The 21,030-nt window shown below is 66.4% G+C and carries 16 protein-coding genes; 7 read left to right on the forward strand and 9 right to left on the reverse strand.

All coding sequences use genetic code 11. From position 1 onward, the window contains the following. From NFW05_RS09665 to NFW05_RS09690, 6 genes are all read right to left on the reverse strand, one after another. The coding region (locus NFW05_RS09665; protein ID WP_295305648.1) for a type I restriction endonuclease at positions 1–511 on the reverse strand (511 nt) is incomplete at its 3' end. Continuing rightward, positions 508–666 carry a hypothetical protein gene (locus NFW05_RS09670; RefSeq protein WP_295305650.1) on the reverse strand — a complete coding sequence of 53 codons (159 nt, stop codon included), beginning with the start codon at positions 664–666 and terminating at the stop codon, positions 508–510. The genes NFW05_RS09670 and NFW05_RS09665, both read right to left, overlap by 4 nt. A gap of 159 nt (positions 667–825) precedes the next feature. Beyond that, the gene (locus NFW05_RS09675; protein ID WP_295305653.1) at positions 826–1,854 is read right to left on the reverse strand and encodes a PDDEXK nuclease domain-containing protein; all 1,029 of its coding nucleotides are present in this window, start codon (positions 1,852–1,854) and stop codon (positions 826–828) included. Next, positions 1,847–3,112 carry a restriction endonuclease subunit S gene (locus NFW05_RS09680; RefSeq protein WP_295305655.1) on the reverse strand — a complete coding sequence of 422 codons (1,266 nt, stop codon included), beginning with the start codon at positions 3,110–3,112 and terminating at the stop codon, positions 1,847–1,849. The genes NFW05_RS09675 and NFW05_RS09680 overlap by 8 nt, the downstream gene beginning before the upstream one ends. Positions 3,113–3,204: 92 nt before the next feature. Then, complete coding sequence (locus NFW05_RS09685; protein ID WP_295305657.1) at positions 3,205–4,530, reverse strand: IS4 family transposase; 1,326 nt, start codon at positions 4,528–4,530, stop codon at positions 3,205–3,207. 12 nt (positions 4,531–4,542) lie between these two features. Beyond that, positions 4,543–6,153 (reverse strand): class I SAM-dependent DNA methyltransferase, encoded by a 1,611-nt coding sequence (locus tag NFW05_RS09690; RefSeq protein ID WP_295305660.1) that lies wholly within the window; start codon positions 6,151–6,153, stop codon positions 4,543–4,545. A 530-nt stretch (positions 6,154–6,683) separates the two neighbouring features. Here NFW05_RS09690 and glk point away from each other — a divergent pair. The 5 genes from glk to NFW05_RS09715 all read left to right on the forward strand — a co-directional run bounded on the left by glk (position 6,684) and on the right by NFW05_RS09715 (position 15,522). Then, on the forward strand, positions 6,684–7,811 hold the full coding sequence (gene glk, locus NFW05_RS09695) for a glucokinase (protein WP_295305662.1): 1,128 nt from the start codon (positions 6,684–6,686) through the stop codon (positions 7,809–7,811). Between the two features lie 28 nt (positions 7,812–7,839). Then, positions 7,840–10,287 (forward strand): glycogen/starch/alpha-glucan phosphorylase, encoded by a 2,448-nt coding sequence (locus NFW05_RS09700; RefSeq protein ID WP_295305665.1) that lies wholly within the window; start codon positions 7,840–7,842, stop codon positions 10,285–10,287. A 19-nt stretch (positions 10,288–10,306) separates the two neighbouring features. Next, complete coding sequence (gene glgB / locus NFW05_RS09705; protein ID WP_295305668.1) at positions 10,307–12,490, forward strand: 1,4-alpha-glucan branching protein GlgB; 2,184 nt, start codon at positions 10,307–10,309, stop codon at positions 12,488–12,490. Then, on the forward strand, positions 12,487–14,493 hold the full coding sequence (gene glgX / locus NFW05_RS09710) for a glycogen debranching protein GlgX (protein WP_295305671.1): 2,007 nt from the start codon (positions 12,487–12,489) through the stop codon (positions 14,491–14,493). The genes glgB and glgX overlap by 4 nt, the downstream gene beginning before the upstream one ends. 402 nt (positions 14,494–14,895) lie before the next feature. After that, positions 14,896–15,522 carry a cytochrome c peroxidase gene (locus NFW05_RS09715; RefSeq protein WP_295305674.1) on the forward strand — a complete coding sequence of 209 codons (627 nt, stop codon included), beginning with the start codon at positions 14,896–14,898 and terminating at the stop codon, positions 15,520–15,522. 68 nt (positions 15,523–15,590) lie between these two features. Here NFW05_RS09715 and NFW05_RS09720 read toward each other — a convergent pair whose 3' ends face one another. Both NFW05_RS09720 and NFW05_RS09725 read right to left on the reverse strand, forming a co-directional pair. Continuing rightward, positions 15,591–16,538: a Nudix family hydrolase gene (locus tag NFW05_RS09720; RefSeq protein ID WP_295305677.1), complete on the reverse strand. Its 948-nt coding sequence runs from the start codon at positions 16,536–16,538 to the stop codon at positions 15,591–15,593. A 37-nt stretch (positions 16,539–16,575) separates the two neighbouring features. Further along, positions 16,576–17,502, reverse strand: a complete 927-nt coding sequence (locus tag NFW05_RS09725) for an ATP-binding protein (protein ID WP_295305680.1) — start codon at positions 17,500–17,502, stop codon at positions 16,576–16,578. 43 nt (positions 17,503–17,545) lie between these two features. Between NFW05_RS09725 and NFW05_RS09730 the strand changes: the two genes are divergently transcribed. Next, on the forward strand, positions 17,546–18,781 hold the full coding sequence (locus NFW05_RS09730) for a murein transglycosylase A (RefSeq protein ID WP_295305683.1): 1,236 nt from the start codon (positions 17,546–17,548) through the stop codon (positions 18,779–18,781). 166 nt (positions 18,782–18,947) lie between these two features. Further along, positions 18,948–20,150, forward strand: a complete 1,203-nt coding sequence (locus NFW05_RS09735) for an ammonium transporter (protein WP_295305686.1) — start codon at positions 18,948–18,950, stop codon at positions 20,148–20,150. A gap of 131 nt (positions 20,151–20,281) precedes the next feature. Here the strand turns inward: NFW05_RS09735 and NFW05_RS09740 are convergent, their stop codons facing one another. After that, positions 20,282–20,878 carry a CBS domain-containing protein gene (locus NFW05_RS09740; RefSeq protein ID WP_295305689.1) on the reverse strand — a complete coding sequence of 199 codons (597 nt, stop codon included), beginning with the start codon at positions 20,876–20,878 and terminating at the stop codon, positions 20,282–20,284. Positions 20,879–21,030 lie beyond the last annotated feature (152 nt).

The following is a 21,030-nucleotide window of genomic DNA, read 5'->3' on the forward strand; positions in this document are numbered from 1 at the left end:
TCTTGAGCTCGATCACCACCCAGGGCAGGCCATTGACGAAGCCCACCAGATCGGGCCGGCAGGTGTAAAGGCTGCCCACCACGCTGAACTGACTGACCAGCAGGAAGTCGTTGCGCTCCGGCTGCGCCCAATCCACCACCCGCAGCCGCTCGGTCCGCTGTCCACCATCACGGCCGCCATGCTCGCGGTCGGGGATGGACACCGGGATGCCATCCTTGAGCAGTCGGTAGATCTCGCGGTTGGCGGCCTCCACGCTCATGGCCGAGCGGTCGCGGGCGAGATCGTCGATGGCGGTCTGGATCGCCTCGGGCGGCAGGCCGGGGTTGAGGGTGATGAGCGCGGCGCGCAGGCGGTCTGTCAGCACCACCTCGCCCTTGGTTTCACGGCCGAGCGTCCCGCCGGGGCCGAAGGTCTCTTCCATCGCCGACACCGTCTGCCAACCCAGCGCCGCAAACAGCCCGATGGCGGGCTGCTCGACGAGCTGGTCTTCGGTGTAGGCGTGCGGGCTCATGTTTCACCTTCTCCCGCCTCGTCCGCCAGCGCCCGCTCGATCTGCTCGATGCTGGGCAGGCTGGTTTGCAGCTCGGCAGGAAAAAGTGCCGCAGCCTGTGGCACTTTTGCGTCGAAAAAATTCCTTCCGATCCGACATCTCGTTATGCCGGTCACGGGTCAGGCGCGGGATCACCGCCGCAGCCCCAATAGTCCAACAGGCTGTTAAACAAATCGGCGAATGGTGCAAGCGCCCCTTGCACAAAGGCCCCCATTGGAAGCACAGCCCGATGGCGGGCTGCTCGACGAGCTGGTCTTCGGTATAGGCGTGGGGGCTCATGGCTCCAGCCCTTCCAGCAACGCCGCGATCTCCTCGGGTGGTGGTAGTTGCCCTTTCAGTTCCTTGGGCAGTGTTCGGGTGATCTCGTAGGTCGCCACGCCGATGGGCTTGTTGGCATCGTGCAAGGCATACTCGACGATGGTGCGGCTTCTCTCCTTGCAGAGGATGATGCCGATGGACGGGTTCTGATCCTCCTGCCGCACCTGCCGATCCAGCGCCGCCAGATAGAACTGCACCTTGCCCACGAACTCGGGTTGAAACTCGCCCACTTTCAGCTCGATGGCCACCAGACAGCGCAGCCGCCGGTTGAACAGCAGCAGGTCCACGAAAAATTCCCGACCGTCCACCTCCAGCCGATATTGGCTGCCCATGAAAGCAAACAGGCCACCCATGGCCCACAGGAACTCCTCGACCTTGGCGATCAGCGCCCGCTCCAGCTCCCGTTCACTGTGTTCTTCGGCCAGCTCCAGAAAATCGAAGGTGTATTCGTCCTTCACGGCGAGCTTCGCCTGTGCCCGTTGCGCGGGCGTCAGGGTCTGGTCGAAATTGGTCTGCCCCAGCAGGGACTTCTCGTAGCTCTGGTTCTCGATCTGGTGGATCAGCACATTCTTTGACCAGCCGAACTTGCGGGTCATGCGCAGGTAGAACTCCCGCTCCAGGGGGTCTTTGCACTTGCTCATGATGGCCAGGTTGTGCGCCCAGGCGACTTCTCGCACCAGTGGTGCGAGTTTTTCATGCTCCCGGTACAGTTCAAAGAAAGCCTTCATCCTCCAGAGATTGGAGGCCGAGAATCCCCCGACCGCGGGGAACTCGCGCCGCAGGTCAGTGGAGAGTTTCTCAACAACGGACTTGCCCCAAGTCTCTCCGACCTGCCGCTCCACGATCATCCGGCCCAGGTCCCAATACAGCCCGACCAGCTCGGTGTTGACCGCCTTGAGGGCGGCATACTGGGCGGAACGGATGCACTCCTTCACCTCGGCAAGGAGTTGGGCGTAATCGGGGGGCAGCGGGGTGAGCTCAGGCATGGTCCAGCGCCTCCACGTCGATCTGGCCGGAGAGCAGGCGCGGTAACAGCAGGTCGCGGGTGCGGCGGAGGGTTTGGATTTTCTTGGCAAGGTTGATGACTTCCGCGAAAAGCGGATCAACCAGTTCGTCAAACTGCGCGGCGATCAGTGAGTTTGGAAGAGTCAGCTCCAAGCCACCCACGGTCTGCTGGTTGATTCCAGGCTGTGCCGCATTGGCATTCTTCGACCGAATCGTCTGCACGGTATCCGGCTCTTGAAGCCAGAGGTAAAGAGCGTTTTGTTTGAGCCTGACACCGCTAGCTCGCAGCAGGAAGACGTGCTCATTCACGCAACACTCAATGTGGGGGAACCCATCGCGGAAATATGATGACTTGCCGATGTAAGCGCCGTCCTTGTAAATCGCCACGTCGCGGTCGCGGACAATGCCCTTGCGCATCTCCTGAAAGAACTCCCTCGGAATGAACTTTTCACCTGCGAAATCATGCTGACCGATACCGTTGATGTTCTCTGCCCCGATGCTCGGAACACCGTCGGCAACTTCGCGGATGCCGCCTTTGGGACGCTTGCCAGACTCTAACGCGAGGAGATGTGCGCCCAGTGTCGAGGCCTCCCACCCCTGTGGAATCTCCCCCAGCGGCGAGGGGACGCGGGGCACGGATTCGTGGCCGGGGAAGCGGAAGTGGACGAACCACTCGCGGTAGAGGGCGCGGGCCATCGACTCCAGAATCTTGATGCGCCGCTGGCTGTTCTCGATCAGCTCGTCGTAGGCCGACAGGATGCCCGCGATGCGGCGCTGGATCGGGAGGGGGGGGAGTAAAAGCTCACCATTACCAATGTCCTCCGCCGAAACCGCCGGATAGGCAGCCCCCTTTGCGTGAAGCGTTAGGTAATCGGTGAAGTCTTGTCGCGTTACCCAGTAATAGAGATAACGCGCGTCTATCGCAGGAGTAGGCGAGAGAACAGCAAACCCTGTTGATGCGACCGTGACAGAACTCGGAGAAGAGAGAAACAGGAATGACCGGCGATTTGGGCGAACGGTTGAGAGGATAGTGTCTCCAGCCTTAACGATGCGTCGTGCCCTACTCGGCGCCTCTGCAAAAGCCATCGATTTTGGGGTCTCTATGAACTCACCTGTCCCCACTGAGGAAATGTCGATGTAATCAATATGTGATGGCGCATTGTTTCCCTTGATTGAGTGTGCGTTGACATGCGCGACATCACGAATCGTCACTTGACGGTAATCAAAAGCAGCAGCCATCGCTCACCCCTCCAAAATCCCCGCCACATTGGCAGCGATGGTCTGCTCCAGCGTCCGCGCCTGGGCGTTGAGGGCATATCCTTATACACAACTCACCCTGGAGCCGCCTCACGCATGAACTGGAGACCGATGACGCAGTCCATGACGCGCTGCAACCCGATCCAGATCGTTTTGACGCCCGGCTCGCCGTCGCCTTTGCGCGCCAGGAAACCGCCGAGCATGGCCACCAATCGCAGGACCTGGTTGAGAGTTGGTGGGTCAGCCGGAGGCTTCTTCTTGTTGAGGAGATAGGCGGCATGCCATTCATCTTGGTCGAAGAACAAGTCGGCGGGCAAGTCTGGGCAGGTCCGGCCGAATCGCATCAGCATCGCGATGCGCCAGGAAACGATCAGGTACAGCGCGATGGCGCGTTGCAGGCCGTCGATCGTCCGCAATTGCAGGGACTCGATCCGGCAGCCGTTCTTGACGATGTGGAAGAGGATCTCGATCTCCCAGCGCGCGCGATACCAGTCAATCAGTTCCGCCACCTCGGCGAGCGTCTCGGCGGTGCGATTGGTCAGCAGGCGCCACTCAACCGGGGTGCTACCGGCAGGGGGATCGATCTCCTTGGCCACCACGCAGGTGGCTCGGATCGTTTTGTTCTTGCCATGCGGAAGATCGACGACGCGCGCCCAAAGCTGCTGGCGCACCACGCGAGATTTCTGGCCATGTCTCGCCGGCAAGGTGAAAGAGATTCCGCCGAGTTCCTCACCAGACGTCACCGTTTGCCACAGCTTTTGACCGTCTGGCAGCGCTCGATCGTGCTGGGCACGCAGCAGCCAATCGGCCGGGGTCTCCAATTCGCCGGCACGGGCCATCAGTTCGATCATGTCCGACTCGCGGTCGGCCACGTAGACCAGCCGGGTGTCCGGCAACTCCACCGCCAGTTCGGCCACCCGCTCATAGCCCTCGACCCAGCGCGTGCTCTCTTTGATCCCCGGGCGTTGCCCGTTGGCGTCTTTCGGATCACGCGCCCACATCCACGCATCCAGAACCCCCAAGGGCTCGCGATCCGTGCTGACGGCGTACGTCGGATGCACGTACAGACCGCGCTGAGCTTCATAGCTCAAGGGGCCCAAGCCGTCGATGCTTTGCCCGTTGAAGTCCAGTTCGGTCGTGTCCTGCAACATCAGCACGACCTTGTGGCAGGCGATCCGCGTCCGAGAGCACGACCAATGAGGTCTCAGGATGCCCTCCCACGTGACCTCATCATTGTCCAGGAAGCGGTAGGCCGCGATCGTCTCCGACCAGCCAGAGCACGCCGACGGGATACTCGCCGTCGGTCTGGCAGACAGCGTGTCCAACAACGCGATCGCTCGCTTGTTCAGTCTTCGGTCCCCCAGATCAACTTCCTTCAGTTCCTCCGCAGCCCAGCCCATCCTGCCACCTTCTCAAAAAAATCGGCAGCTTACAGGGAGATCCTGAAGTTGTGTATAAGGATATGCGTTGAGGGTTTCCAGTTCTTCGTTGAGCGCCTCCAGCTGCGCCTTGAAGTCCTCGTCGCTCACCTCCTCGCCCGGGGCCACGCCCACGTAGCGGCCGGGGTTGAGCGACCAGCCTTGCGCCTCGATCTCTGCAAGCGTCGCCGCCTTGCACAGGCCGGGGATGTCGGCGTAGGCGGGCTGCTTGCCGAACACCTCCGCGAGCCTGGCCGCCGTCTCCTCGCCGCCCACGGTCAGGTCGGGCGCCTCGCCGCGATAGAGCCGCACCAGGTTGGCGATGAAGCCGATCTGCGCGGGCGTCCAGTCGCGGTGGGCGCGGTCCACCTGCCGGTAGATGTGGCGGGCGTCGATGAACAGCACCGTGTCGGCGCGGTTGGTCTTGCCCTTGCCCCGGTCGAGGAACCACAGCGTGCAGGGCAGCGTCACCGTGTAGAACATGTTGGGGCCGACGGCCACCATCACATCCACCGCCCGCGCCTCGATCAGCTTCTGCCGCAGCTCCTGCTCGGATGAGCGGGCGTCGGAGGCCGAGTTGGCCATGACGAAGCCGGCTCGGCCACGGGCCGAGAGCGCCGAGTAGAAGAGCTGGATCCAGAGGTAGTTGGCGTTGTCGGTGCGCGGCAGGCCGAAGGGGAAGCGGCGGCCCGCGCCGACCATGTCCTTGAGCCGCTCCTTGTCCACCGCGTTCACGTTGAAGGGCGGATTGGCGAGCACGAAGTCGAACTGGCCCGTGGCCGCGTGCGGGTCGTCGTAGTAGCTGTTGACGTTGCCGCCGTGGCGGATGTCGCCTTCCAGCCCGTGCACCGCGAGGTTGAGGCGGGCGAGGCGCCCGGTCTCGTCGGTCTTCTCCACGCCGCAGATGGCGAGTTCAGCCGCCGGGTTCTTGTGGTGCTCGGCCACGAAGCCGGCCGACTGCACGAACATGCCGCCCGAGCCGCAGGCCGGGTCGAGGATGCGGCCGTGGAAGGGCTCGATCACCTGGGCGAGCAACTGCACGATGCTGGCGGGGGTGTAGAACTCGCCGCCGCCCTGGCCCTCGCTCATGGCGAACTCGCCGAGGAAGTATTCGTAGATGCGGCCGAAGGCGTCGAAGTCGAGCGTGGCCGGGATCTCGGAGATCTTCTTCAAGAGCTCCTTGAGCAGGGTGCCGGTGAAGAGGTTGAAGGTCTTGGGCAGCACGCCGGCGAGCTGCGGGTTGTGCTTCTCGACCTCGCGCATGGCGGCGTTGACCTTGCCGCCGATGTCGGCCGCCTCGGGCAGCGTCAGCAGGTAGTCGAAGCGCGCCTCGGGGGCGAGGTAGAGCACGTTGTCGGCGTGGTAGGCGGCGGGTTCATCCACGCGGCTGCCCCGGCGGGACGAAGCGCCGGCCTTCTCCAGCTTCGCCCGCTGGGCGGCAAAGCGCACCTCGGCGAAACGCAGAAAGATCAGGCCGAGGATGGGGCCGGAGTATTCCTGAGCCTTGAGGCCGGAGTTGGCGCGGAACTGGTCGGCGGCATCCCAGAGTCGCTTTTCGAGCGACACGGAGCCGGCGTCTTTCTCAGTCGGGGCGATCCAGCGCAAGTATGCGTCTCCTCGGTTCTCTGGCGGGCTAACTATCGGATATGCCTCGTCGTTCGCTCGTTCGCGCCGGGCATCTCGGCCTGCTCGCGACGATTTCTTCACAACCTCTCGGCTGAGTTGCCCACTCGCGCGGTTCGCGTCGTTCGGGTGGCCGATCGGGTCGTTGACTCGCTGCGCGCACTCGCCTGCCCGCAACGCCTGGCTGACCACTCACGGTCGGTTACCCGAGATTCTACCCGCCCCGGCCCGGGGGTGAGCATGCCGCCGCGACCGGCTTGACAGGAACGCGTGCCGGCGGCCAGACTCGCAGACGACCACCATCGGCGCCACCAGGACAACCGGGATATGGTCGCAGGGTCTTCCAAGAGCGCGCCAATTGATGCGAAGATGCGCGTCAGCGCCAGCGCTTCCGGGCTTTACGCCCCGAATGCCGCCGGGCAGGACCTTCGACATCCGTGCCGACCTTTGCCCATAGTTCATGAAAGTCGCCTCCTGCCCAATCCTGTCGAACAGCCCACGGGAGCCTCGTCGTGACGGCTGACCGGCATCGCGTTCCGAGCCATCCCGGAACGACGCAAGGCGATGACCGTTCCGTCACCCCCGACCCCTGTCCCGCAAGCGGGCGACGGGAGGTTGGTGACTCGCCAGACGACTTCGACGAGAAAGCCGGCCGGCCAGCGGCCGCCCGGTCGGGCTTGCGCGCGAGGCTGGTCGCCGACATCGGCGGGACGAGCGCCCGTTTCGCGCTGCTCGACGACGCGGGGCTGCCCGCACAGGTCCGTGTCCTCGCGGTCGCCGACCATCCGGGGCCAGCCGAAGCGATCGACGCGTACCTCGCGGCGATCGACGCTCCAGGGGACCTCGGCGAAGCGGCAATCGCCCTCGCCTGCCCGGTGCATCAGCCGGTCGTGCGCCTGACCAACGGCGATTGGGAGTTCTCGCGTGAGTCGCTGCAGGCGCGGCTCGGACTGCAGCGCCTGCTGCTGCTCAACGACTTCAGCGCGCTGGCGCTCTCGTTGCCGCATCTCGGCGCTGCCGACCTGCACCAGGTCGGCAGCGGGACGGCCGTCCACCGCGCCCCGAAGGCCGTCCTCGGTCCGGGCACCGGCCTCGGCGTCTCGGCGATCGTCTTCGACCGCGGCCGCTGGCTGGCGCTCGCCGGCGAAGGGGGACACTGTTCGCTCGCTCCGGCCGATCAGCGCGAGGCGGCGATCCTCGGGCTCGCCTGGCGCGAACTCAGCCACGTCTCGGCCGAGCGGCTGCTCTCCGGTAGCGGCCTGCCGCTGCTCAATCGGCTCGTCGGCGCAGTCGACGGCCGCCGCGCCGAAGATCTCACGCCTGCCGCGATCGTCGCGCGCGCCGTCTCGGGCGACGACGTGCAGTGCCGGGCGGTGGTCGAGACCTTTTGCGCGATGCTCGGCTCGCTGGCCGGAAATCTTGCGCTGACGATCGGCGCCCGCGGCGGTGTCTATGTCGGCGGTGGTATCATTCCACGACTCGGCGAGCTTTTCGAGCGGTCCGCTTTTCGCGCGCGCTTCGAAGCCAAGGGGCGGTTCGCCACCTACCTCGCCGCGATTCCGACCTTTGTAATGCTTGCTCCCACACCCGCCCTGCTCGGCGCCGCCCATGCCCTGACCGGGGGCGAGGACTGTCCATGACCTCTCTTTCTGCTGGAGTACCCGCCTGATGACCGATTTCGCCCACTGCCCCTCCGACAGCGAACAACTGCGCTCCGAAATCCTGCACAAGATGTTAGGCACCGTCGCTGCCGAGCCGTCACGGGCAACCAAGGCGGATCTCTACCAGTCGCTGTCGCAGGTGGCCCGCGAACGGCTTGCGCTGCGCTGGGTCGAAACGCAGAACGACGACCGGGCCAACCACGCGCGGCGCGTCTATTATCTGTCGATGGAATTCCTGATCGGCCGGGCGATGAACAACGCGCTTTCGGCCCTCGGTCTGCGCGAGACGGCCGAAGCCGCTTTCGGCGAACCGGGTCCGTCGCTCGACGAAGTGATCGAGTGCGAGCCCGACGCGGCGCTCGGCAACGGCGGCCTCGGCCGGCTGGCCGCCTGCTTCCTCGACTCGATGGCCACGCTCGGCATTCCGTCGTGGGGCTACGGTGTGCGCTACGAGTACGGAATGTTCGCCCAGTCGATCGTCAATGGCTGCCAGGTCGAAAAGCCCGAAGCGTGGGTGCAGGACCGCTCGCCGTGGGAGTTCCCGCGCGCCAACAAGCACCATACGGTGCGCTTCGGGGGCACCTGCGAACACCACGGCGAGTGGGCCGAATGGCACGCCGCCGACTCGGTCGAAGCCAAGGCCTTCGACTACGTGATCCCGGGTCACGGCACCGAGCGGGTCAGCACGCTGCGCCTGTGGAAGGCGGCGGCACCGGCGGAGATCGACCTCGGCGCGTTCAACACCGGCGACTATCAGCGCGCCGCCGAGTTCAAGAACCGCTTCGAGAACATCTCCTGGGTGCTCTACCCCAACGACAGCACCTCGGCCGGACGCGAACTGCGCCTGCGCCAGGAGTACTTCTTCGTCTCGGCTTCGCTGCAGGACATCCTCGAGCGCCACGAGTCGGAGTACGGAACCTTCACCAACCTCGCCGAGAAGATCGCCATCCACCTCAACGACACGCATCCGGCGATCGGCGTCGCCGAGCTGATGCGCCTGCTCGTCGACGAGCACGGAATGGCCTGGGCCGACGCCTGGGACCAGTGCCGGCGGATCTTCTCCTACACCAACCACACGCTGATGCCCGAGGCGCTCGAGACGTGGAAGGTGACCCTGATCCAGCGCGTGCTGCCGCGGCACATCCTGATCATCTACCGGATCAACCAGGAATTCATCGACGAGGTCCTCCGCGTCTATCCGGGGGATATGGATCTGGTCCGCCGCGTCTCGCTGATCGACGACGGCAACGGCCACGACAAGGACAAGCGCGTGCGCATGGCGCACCTGTGCATCGTCGGCAGCCACCGCGTCAACGGCGTTTCCCAGCTGCACTCCGACCTGATGGTGCAGACGATCTTCGCCGACTTCGCTCGCCTCTACCCCGAACGCTTCCACAACAAGACCAACGGGATCACGCCGCGGCGCTGGCTGGCGCAGGCCAACCCGGCTCTTTCGGCGCTGCTCGACGAGCGGCTCGGTACCCGTGAATGGCGGCTGCATCTCGACCGGCTCGCGGAGTTGCGACCGAGCGCCGACGACGTCGGCTTCCGTGCCGCTTTCCTGGCCGCCAAACGTGGCAACAAGCTGCGCCTGGCCAACTACGTCGCCCGCGAGCTGAACATCCGCCTCGACCCGGACAGCCTGTTCGACGTCCAGGTCAAGCGCATCCACGAATACAAGCGGCAACTGCTCAACGTGCTGCACGTGATCACCCGCTACAACGCGCTGCTCGACGGCACGGCCGGCGACGTCGCACCGCGCAGCGTGATCTTCGCCGGCAAGGCCGCCTCCTCGTACCACATGGCCAAGCAGGTGATCCGCCTGATCCACGACGTCGCGTCGGTGGTGAACAGCGATCCGCGGACGCGTGATCTGCTGCAGGTGGTATTCATCCCCAACTACGGGGTTTCGGTCGCCGAGCTGATCATGCCGGCAGCCAATCTTTCGGAGCAGATCTCGACCGCCGGCACCGAGGCTTCGGGCACCGGCAACATGAAGTTGTCGCTGAACGGCGCGCTGACCATCGGCACCGAGGACGGTGCGAACATCGAAATCCGCGACAACGTCGGCGCCGACAACATCTTCATTTTCGGCAACAATACCGCGCAGGTGAACGCGATCCGGGCGGCCGGCCACCAGCCGATGGATTTCTACAACAACGATCCGGCGCTCAAGGAGGCGCTCGACCGGATCGACAGCGGCTTCTTCTCGCCGGGCGAACGCCCGCGCTACCACGACATCTTCAACAGCCTGCTGCACTACGGCGACCACTACCTGCTGCTCGCCGACTACGCGGACTACGTGGCGACGCAAAAACGCGTCGACGCGCTGTACCTGACGCCCGACGAATGGCAGCGCAAGGCCATCCTCAACGTCGCGGGCATGGGGCCGTTCTCGGCCGACCGCACGATTCGCGACTACGCCAGCGATACCTGGAACATCAGCACACTCTAAGCATGCGAGGGAGTTTCAAATGCTCGACTCATCAGAAATCATCGCCCTCTGCCGGGCAGAACACGGCGACCCCTATGCCGTCCTCGGAATGCACACCGAAGGCGATGGAAGCGTCTGGGTGCGCAGCCTGCAGCCCGGCGCGCTGTCGGTGGCGGTCATCGACGCCAAGACCGGCCGTGCCGTCGCCGACCTGGAGCACCGGCAGATCGAAGGAGTGGAAGGCTTCTTCGAAGGCCTGATGCCGCGCCGGCGCAACCACTTCGCCTATCGCCTGCGCATCGAATGGCCAACCGGCGTGCAGGAAACCGACGACCCCTACCGCTTCTGGACGGTTCTCGGCGAAATGGACGTCTGGCTGCTCGCCGAAGGCTCGCATCTGCGCCCCTTCGAGCGGCTCGGCGCGCATCTCAGGGAGATCGACGGCGTTGCCGGTACAGCGTTCGCCGTCTGGGCGCCGAACGCCCAGCGGGTCAGCGTCGTCGGTGACTTCAACTCCTGGGACGGACGTCGCCACCCGATGCGCCTGCGCAGCGAATGCGGCGTGTGGGAGATCTTCATCCCCGGGGTGACCGCCGGCGCGCATTACAAATTCGAAATCCGCTCGCGCGACGGCTATCTGCTGCCGCTCAAGGCCGACCCCTACGGCTTTGCGGCCGAAATGCGCCCGTCGACCGCGTCGACGGTCGTCGATCTGCCGCTCCCCGTCGAACCGGCGTCGATGCCTGCCGGCGACCAGCTCGACGCACCGATGTCGGTCTATGAGGTGCACCTCGGCTCATGGCGGCGCGCCGACGACGGCGGATTCCCCGACTGGCAGAGGATCATCGACACGCTGATCCCCTACGTCGTCGACCTCGGCTTCACCCATCTCGAGCTGCTGCCGATCTCCGAGCACCCGTTCGACGGATCGTGGGGTTATCAGCCGCTCGGTCTCTACTCGCCGACGGCCCGCTTCGGCCCGCCAAGCGGCTTTCGGGCCTTCGTCGAGGCCTGCCACGTCGCCGGCCTGCACGTGATCATCGACTGGGTGCCGGCCCACTTCCCGACCGACGAGCACGGTCTCGGCCGCTTCGACGGCACGGCGCTCTTCGAGCACGAGGATCCGCGCGAAGGCATGCACCAGGACTGGGGCACGATGATCTACAACTTCGGCCGCCGTGAAGTCAGCAACTTCCTGATCGGCAACGCGCTGTTCTGGATCGAGCGCTACGGAATCGACGGCCTGCGCGTCGACGCCGTCGCCTCGATGCTCTATCGCGACTACAGCCGTTCCGAAGGCCAGTGGCTGCCGAACATCTACGGCGGCCGCGAGAACCTCGAAGCGGTCGCCTTCCTGCGCCGGGTCAATGAAGTGCTCGGCCAGGAGCATCCCGGCGCGTCGACCCACGCCGAGGAGTCGACCGCCTGGCCGATGGTCAGCCGGCCGCCGGAAATGGGCGGACTGGGTTTCCACTACAAGTGGAACATGGGCTGGATGCACGACGTGCTCGACTACATGACCCGCGACCCGGTGCACCGCAAGTATCATCACAACCAGATGAGCTTCGGCATGATGTACGCGTTCAACGAGAACTTCATCCTGCCGCTCTCGCACGACGAAGTCGTCTATGGCAAGGGCTCGCTGCTCAGCAAGATGGCCGGCGACTACTGGCAGAAGTTCGCCAACCTGCGCTCGCTCTATGCGTTCATGTGGGCGCACCCGGGCAAGAAGCTGCTCTTCATGGGCGGCGAGATCGGCCAGTGGAACGAATGGAACCACGACATCTCGCTCGACTGGAACCTTCTCGAGTTCCCGCTGCACGCCGGGATTCGCGATCTGATCCGCGACCTCAACGGCGTCTACCGCAGCAACCCGGCGCTGCATCAGGTCGACTTCGAGCCGGCCGGATTCGAATGGATCGCCGCCGACGACGCCGAATGTTCCGTCTACGCCTTCGTCCGCTGGACGCGCGACCATTCACGAGCGCTGCTCTATGTCGGCAACTTCACCCCGGTCGTGCGCCACGGCTACCGGATCGGCGTACCGATGCCCGGTCTGTACAGGGAGCGGATCAACACCGATTCGCACCACTACGGCGGCAGCAACGTCGGCAACGGTCTCGAGCCGCTGTGGGCCGAGCAGGTTGCGGCGCACGGCCGCGACTGGTCGCTGAACCTGACGCTGCCGCCGCTCGGCGGTCTCTACCTCGAGTGGGTTCCGTGAGCGGAACTCCGGCGCTCGAGCCCGGGCGGCCCTGGCCGCTCGGCGCGAGCTGGGACGGCCGGGGAGTCAATTTCGCACTCTTTTCGGCGCATGCCGAGAGCGTCGAGCTGTGTCTCTTCGAGGGCACGCAGCGGCGCGTCGTTCCCCTGGGCGAGCGCACCGACCAGGTCTGGCACGGCTACCTGCCCAACGCTGCGCCGGGCCTGCGTTACGCGTATCGCGTGCACGGCCCGAAAGCTCCCGAGCTCGGCCATCGCTTCGACGCCCAGCGATGGCTCCTCGATCCTTACGCGCGCGAGATCGTCGGACGCTTCTCCTGGCCGGCGCACGACGATCCCGCCCACTGCCTGAGCGGCGCGGTCGTCGACGACGCCTTCGACTGGAACGGCGACCGGCCACCGGCGACGCCGTGGAGCGAAACGCTGCTCTACGAAGTGCATGTCAAGGGAATCAGCCGTCAGCACCCCGGGGTTCCCGAGGTTCTCCGCGGCACCTATGCGGGGCTCGCCTCGCCGGCGATGATCGAGCACTTCCAGCGGCTCGGCGTGACCGCACTGAACCTGCTGCCGGTGCATCATTTCCTCGACGAACAGCGCCTGGTCAACGAGGGAAGGGTCAATTACTGGGGCTACAACACGCTCGCCTTCTTCGCCCCGGAGCCGCGCTACGCAGCGCGGATCGGCGGTCAGACGGTGATCGCCGAATTCAAGGCGATGGTCCGCACGCTGCACTCCGCGGGCCTCGAAGTGATCCTCGACGTCGTCTTCAACCACACCGCCGAGACCGACGAGTGGGGGCCGACGATCTCCTTTCGCGGCATCGACAACCGGAGCTACTACCGGCTGCCGGCCGGCAACCTCGCCGGCTACGAGAACTACAGCGGCTGCGGCAACACGCTCAACCTCGCCCACCCGCGAGTGCTGCAGCTGGTCATGGACGCGCTGCGCTACTGGGTCGAAGTGATGCACGTCGACGGCTTCCGTTTCGACCTCGCCGCCGCGCTGACCCGCGACAGCGCGTTCCTCGGCGCGCTGCGCCAGGACCCGGTGCTGCAGCGCGTCAAGCTGATCGCCGAGCCCTGGGATGTCGGACCCGATGGCTACCGCCTCGGCCGCTTCCTGCCCGGCTGGAGCGAATGGAACGACCGCTTCCGCGACGACGTTCGCGCCTTCTGGTTGACCGGCGAGGCCGGCGTCGGCCAGCTCGCGCAGCGCCTCGCCGGATCGAGCGAGATCTTCGAGGCGGCCGGCCGCGAGCCGCAGGCGGGAATCAACTTCATCACCGCGCACGACGGCTTCACGCTGCGCGACCTGGTCAGCTACCAGAACAAGCACAACGAGCTCAACGGCGAGGACAACCGCGACGGGCACAGTCACAATTTCTCGACGAACTGCGGCGAGGAAGGCGACAGCCAGGACCCGATCGTCGTCGAGAAACGGCGCCGCCTGCAGCGCGCGCTGCTCGCCACGCTGCTGATCGCCCAGGGCGTGCCGATGCTCCAGTCGGGCGACGAGCTCGGTCGAACACAGGCCGGCAACAACAACGCCTATTGCCAGGACAACACGCTGACCTGGCTCGACTGGCGGAACGCCGACGGCGAGCTGATCGACTTCGTCGCCGGGCTCGTCGCGCTGCGCCAGCGCTTCCCGCAGTTCCAGCGGCGCCACTGGCTGACCGGAGCCGAGGACGCCGCAGGCCAGCCCGACGTGCTCTGGTGGCACCCCGCAGGCAGACCGATGCGCGTCGGCGACTGGCAGTCGAGAAAGCTCGGCGCGCTCGGCATCCAGCTCACCCCCGAAGCCACCGCCGGAGGCAACGAGGACGTCGGCAGCCCGGTCCTCTGCCTGATCAGTCGCGACGACATCCCGGTGTCCTTCCTGCTTCCCGAGGGCGCCTGGCGACAGATCTGCGACAGCAGCTCGGCGGCACCGTTCGCGACGATCCGCCGCGAGAAGACGACGCTCGTCGCCGCGCGCAGCGTCCAGGTCCTCACCCCGGCCTGAGCCCGCAGGGCGCTCGCCGGCCTGTCCACTTTCCTCGCGGTCGAGCCGGAAGAGGCCGCGAGGACTTCGCGGATCGTTGCCGGACGTACCCAGTGCCACGAGACGACACCGGAGCAGCCATCGGCAGCCGGCACACGGTCGGCGCCGGTTGTCTATAACAAGAACTGTTTTGCGGGCAGGCAGGCGAATCCTTTTGTCGTGAGGACGGCCTGCTGAATGACGTCTGCCCGCGACCCGCCGCGCAATGGACACTCCACCAGACTGCTGATCGCCTCGCCCGACGGTCGATGACCGCCGGGCGATCTGCTGCCACAACACCGGAATCAGGACCTCGGGGCCGATACGACCTGAAGGTGTTCTGGCTTCGGCCGATTTCCGCAACACCGATCAGTTCGAGGAGGAATGCTTCCACGCGTCGCAACCGTCATCTGCTGCTGGCCACTTCGGCGTGCCTGGCGATCAGCGTTCCCGTCATCGCCAAGGACCCGGCGACGGGAGCAGAACCGACAGCGAAGGAACACCTCGGCAAGGCGATCTCTTTTCGACGCGAACCTGTCGGTCAATGCCAACCAGTCTTGTGCCACCTGCCGCGTCCCGGAAACCGGATGGACCGGGCCCGAGTCAGCGATCGACGAGCACCGAGCGGTCTACGAGGGGTCGATTCCCGACGCCTTTGGCGACCGCAAGCTGCCGAGCGCCGCCTACGCGACGCAAAGCCCGATCCTGTTCATGAACCGCAAGGGCCTGTTCACCGGCGGCAACTTCTCGGACGGCCGGGCGACCGGCCAGCGGCCGCTGTTCACCGATTACCCCTTCGACACCCTCGGGATTCCGCAAAACCCCGAGAACGCCGTGCATGTGAGCAATCCGAGCTTCGTTGACCCCGGGCTCGGCGGTTTCCTCGCCTCCCGCCCAGAGTATGCGGCCTACGCCGACGCGAACAGGGGCAAGCACAAGGTGCCGACGGTGCGCAACGTCGCCAACGGTCTTTCCGACGGAATCACCAAGGCCTACGGCCACAACGGCTAGTTCAAGACGCTCGCAGGAATCGTCAACTTGTACAACACGCGCGACGTCAAACCGACCTGCCCCGGCGACTACTGCCAGCCGCGCATCAGAGCGACCCCGTGCGCGCCGTGACGCCACGCGATCTCGAGCAGTTCCGGGCGCAGGCCGCCGAGCGCGTAAACGGGCAGCGACGAATCGCCGGCGAGGCGCGAGAACTCGCCCCAGCCGATTCCCGAGCCACCGGGATGGCTCGGCGTCGCGAGGACCGGGCCGAGGACGACGAAGTCGACGCGGAGCGTCGCCGCGCGCGCGAGGTCGGCCGCGCTGTGGCACGAGGCGGCGACGCGTTCGCAGTCGGGTCGCTCGCCGACCCGCCAGAGACTCGCCGATGAGAGATGCACGCCGTCGGCGCGAACCCGCCGGGCCAGATCGGCGTCGTCGTTGATCAGCACCCGCGCCGGTGGGTGGCGGCGGGCCAGCGCGACGACCGCTTCGGCGAAGCGCCGCCGATCGTCATCCGGCAGCCGCTTGTCGCGCACCTGGATCAGGCGCAGGCCGCGCGCCAGCGCACGCTCGACGCGCCGCAGCTCGGCGTCGACTCCGTGCTCCTCGGCATCGGTCAGCGCGTACTCGGGCGGCAGCGCCAGCGCGTCGAGGATCGGGCCATTGGCCGGCAGGATCGGGCCGACGCTCGCCGCTACCCCGGCGCGCTGCCAGGCGAAAGCGCTGTGCTCGATCGGCGCGATCTGCCCGTGCCACGAGCCGACGCGAAAGAAGCGCAGGCGCACCGTCGCGTGCGGATAGACGAACTCGCGACAGACCCACGGCCAGGCGCGGTCGACGACCACGCCGAGTTCCTCGTGCAGTTCGCGTTGCAAGGCTTCGCGCGCCGTCTCGCCGGGCTCGAGCTTGCCGCCCGGGAACTCCCAGTATCCGGCGTAGACCTTGCCGGGCGGTCGCTGCGCGAGCAGGAACTCGGGACTGGCCGGGTCGCCGCGCAGGATGACCGCGGCGGCGACTTCGGTGACCGCGCTCATCGCCTGCCCGGGCGAGGCCGCCTGACCAGCGTGCCGCTCATCGACCCTTGGCCGGTCGCCGCCGCGCCGCGCGCGGTGCGCGCTCGGGCTGCGCGTTCTGGCGGCCTGCCCAGTCCCTGGCGAACTGCCAGGCGACCCGGCCGCTGCGCGAGCCGCGCTCGAGCGCCCAGTTCAGCGCGTCGCGTCCGGCGGCGGCGATCTGTTGGTCGTCACAGCCGAACGAGCGCAACCAGTGCGCGACGATGTCCAGATAGGCATCCTGGTCGAACGGGTAGAAGGAGAGCCACAGTCCGAAGCGCTCGGAGAGCGAAATCTTCTCCTCGATCGCCTCGCCGGGATGGATCTCCTCGCCGGCACGCCGGCTCTCGAGGTTCTCGGCGAAGTACTCGGGCATCAGGTGACGCCGGTTCGACGTTGCGTAAATCAGCACGTTCTCCGGCGGGGCGGCCAGCGAGCCGTCGAGGACGACCTTCAGCGCCTTGTAGCGCGCGTCGCCGGCCTCGAAGGAGAGGTCGTCGCAGAAGACGATGAAGCGCTCGGGGCGCCCGTCGATCAGCTCGACGATGTCCGGCAGGTCGGTCAGGTCGCTTTTCTCGACCTCGATCACGCGCAGACCCGCGCCCGCGTACTCGTTGAGCAGCGCCCTGATCAGCGACGACTTGCCCGACCCGCGGGCTCCGGTGAGCAGCACGTTGTTCGCCGGACGACCGGTGACGAACTGGCGTGTGTTCGCGTCGATCCGCGCCTTCTGATCGTCGATGTCCCTGAGGTCGGAGAGCCGGATCGCCGGCAGGCGAGTGATCGGCTGCAGATAGCCGGCGCCGCGCTGCGTCCGCCAGCGGAACGCTTTCGCCGTGCTCCAATCGGGCGCTCCGGCCGGGGGCGGCAGCAGCGCTTCGATCCGCTCGAGCAGCCGCTCGGCGCGGGCAAGAAAGGTCGCCAGTTCGCGGAATGGGTCGATCATCGGGCGCTATACTCGCGGCTCGAAAAAAAACCGAACTCTAGCCATGCGCAAAAGCCAAATCAAGGGTTCTTCGCTCGCCTGCGCGACGCTTCTCGCGATCCTCCTCGCCGCCTGCGGCAGCGCGCCGCAGGCGCCCATTGTCGGCGCGACGCCGGCCGGCTGCCCGGTCTGTCCGCCCTGCCCACCCGCCGAGGCCGCCGCCGCGCAACCGCCGGCCCGCCCGTTGCAGGCGGCACGCTGGAGCGAGCTGCCCGGCTGGAACGACGACGACGTTGCCGCCGCCTGGCCGGCGTTCCTGAACTCGTGCCGGGCGCTCGCCGGACGCCCTCAGTGGCCGCAGTGGAAGGCCACCTGCGACGAAGCGAAAGCACTCACTGCGGCGAATGCGGCGACGCTGCGCCGCTTCTTCGAGTCGCGCCTGCAGCCCTGGCTGCTGACCAACCCAGACGGGACGACGAGCGGACTGATCACCGGTTACTACGAACCGCTGCTCCGCGGCTCGCGCACGCGCGCGAAGCCCTACCTGCAGCCGGTTCTCGGCGTCCCGACCGACCTGTTGACGATCGATCTGGCTGCGGTCGTTCCTGAACTGAAGAACCTGCGCCTGCGCGGCCGGCTCCAGGGCAACCGCGTCGTCCCCTACTTCTCGCGCGCCGAGATCAGCGCTCACGAAGCCGACTACGCGAACCGCGCGCTGCTCTACGTCGACGACCCGGTCGAGTTCTTCTTCCTGCAGGTCCAGGGATCGGGACGGGTCAGGCTCCCCGACGGCAGCACCGTGCGACTCGCCTACGCCGACCAGAACGGCCATCCGTACCAGTCGATCGGACGCGTGCTCGTGGACCGCGGCGAGCTGACCCTCGAGCAGGCGTCGATGGCCGGAATCAAGCAGTGGGCACGAGCCAATCCGCGCAAGCTCGACGAACTGCTCAACGCCAACCCGAGCTACGTCTTCTTCCGTGAGCAGCCGCTCAAGGGCGGCGAAGGCGACGGACCGGTCGGGGCGCTCGGCGTCCCGCTGACCGCCGAACGGAGCATCGCCGTCGACCCGCGCCACGTGCCCCTCGGCGCTCCGGTCTTCCTGTCGACGACCCAGCCCGATTCGCCGGCGCCGCTGCGCCGCCTGGTCGTCGCCCAGGACAGTGGCGGTGCGATTCGCGGGGTCGTGCGCGCCGACCTGTTCTGGGGCTTTGGCGCTCAGGCGGGCAATCAGGCCGGCAGGATGCGACAGCAGGGGCAGATGTGGGTGCTTCTGCCGCCCGGCGCGGCACCAAAATAGACTGCGGCCGGTGCGCGGCGCCCCTTGACGGTGCCCGCGACCCGCCGCGACGCACCAAAGCGGGGCGGCGCGCACCGCGACGAGTCGCTCGCTCTCGCGTTTTCAAGGGATTCTTTCCTGGAACGAAGCTTGCTTCACGGCTGCAGCACGAATTTCAGGAGGATCCATGGAAGCACTCAAGTCTGGTAGCGACGTTCTCTTCATCCTGCTCGGCGGCATCATGGTGCTCGCCATGCACTCGGGATTCGCCTTCCTCGAACTCGGAACCGTCCGCAAGAAGAGCCAGGTCAACGCGCTGGTCAAGATCCTGACCGACTTCTCGGTGTCGACGATTGCCTACTTCTTCATCGGCTACGGCGTCGCCTACGGCATCGGCTTCCTTTCCAGCGCCGACACGCTCGTCGGGAAGAATGGCTACGAGCTGACCAGGTTCTTCTTCCTGCTCACCTTTGCCGCGGCGATCCCGGCGATCGTCTCGGGCGGCATCGCCGAGCGCGCGCGTTTCTACCCCCAGCTCGCCGCGACCTTCCTGATCGTCGGCTTCGTCTACCCGTTCTTCGAAAGCATCGCCTGGAACCAGGCGTTCGGCATCCAGGCGTGGCTCAAGGCAACCTGGGGCGAGGAATTCCACGACTTCGCCGGATCGATCGTCGTCCATGCGATGGGCGGCTGGATCGCGCTGCCGGCCGTGCTGCTGCTCGGCGCGCGCAGCGGGCGCTACACGCGCGAAGGGCGGATCTCGGCGCATCCGCCGTCGTCGATCCCGTTCCTCGCACTCGGCGCGTGGATCCTGACCGTCGGCTGGTTCGGCTTCAACGTGATGAGCGCGCAGACGATCGACAAGATCTCCGGCCTCGTCGCGATGAACTCACTGATGGCCATGGCCGGCGGCACGCTGGTAGCGATGGTCGCCGGACGGAACGACCCGGGCTTCGTACACAACGGCCCGCTCGCCGGTCTGGTCGCCGTCTGCGCAGGCTCGGACATCATGCACCCGGTTGGTGCGCTGGTCGTCGGCGGCGTCGCCGGCGGCCTCTTCGTGGTGATGTTCACGCTGACCCAGAACCGCTGGAAGATCGACGACGTTCTCGGCGTCTGGCCGCTGCACGGGCTCTGCGGCGCATGGGGCGGGATCGCCGCCGGCATCTTCGGCAGCAGGGCGCTCGGCGGCCTCGGCGGCGTCAGCCTGATGGCCCAGCTGGCGCTGACCGGCCTGGCGATCGCCGTCGCGCTGGCCGGCGGCGGCCTCGTCTATGGGCTGCTCAAGGCGGTCGTCGGCCTGCGCCTCGACCAGGAGCAGGAATACAACGGCGCCGACCTGTCGATCCACAGGATCACCGCGACTCCCGAGCGCGAGACGAACTGGTAGCCCCTGGCAGCGGACGGCCGGAGCCCGGCTCCCGGCCCTTCGCGCTGCGACCCGGTACGAAGCGCCAAGGAATCCGCTCGGCCAGCCTCGGCTCAGGGCTGGCCGCGGCGACTGCCGGACCCGACCGACGCTCAGCGGCCGAGCGAGCTGACCACCTGCGAGAAGGTCTGCGCGACTTCGACCGACGGGGTCACGCCCATCAGCCGCTCGATATGGGCCAGCGAAAAGATTCCGCAGAGCACGTGATGGTCCTCCTCGTCGTGATCGACGACCAGGCAAAACGGCGAAGCCAGTTCCTTGAGTGCCGCCAGGACGTTGCCGACGCTCGCCGTGCGCACGTCGCGCAGGTGCATGACTTCGGCGTCGTCGTGCTTCTTGATCATCACCTCGCCGACCATCAGCTCACCCGGGCGGATGCCGAGCTGGTGCGCGACGGCCAGAGGGTGGTGTCCGCGGGTACTGGCTTCGCTGGCGATCCCGAGCAGATGATTCTGCCCGTCGGCGACGAGCAGGTACTGCGCGTGAGACAGACCCATGATCCGGTTCGCCTCGTCGAGCGACATGTCGTGACGCACGGTGATCGGCGTCAGGCGCTGGAAATCGGTCATCACCGAGAGCGCCGGCGAATGGACGTCCACCCGCTGTCTGGCGGGCGGTTGCGGCAGGTAGCAGGGGACCCCTCTCTGGAGTTTCGTCCAGGCGAGAGGCTTGAAGCGCGTCTCGGGCATGGCTGAGCTTCCTCATCGTGGTTGGTCGTAACTGGGGAATTAAAGCATCGATCTTTCCCATCTGGCAAGTAAGCCCATTGCGAGGTTCCCGCGAGACGACAGATCCCCGCGGCTGCGCCGTCGTCCAGCCGGGCCGATCGCCGGCCGCTCGC

It is taken from the genome of Accumulibacter sp. (genome assembly GCF_023806625.1).
GTDB lineage: Bacteria > Pseudomonadota > Gammaproteobacteria > Burkholderiales > Rhodocyclaceae > Accumulibacter.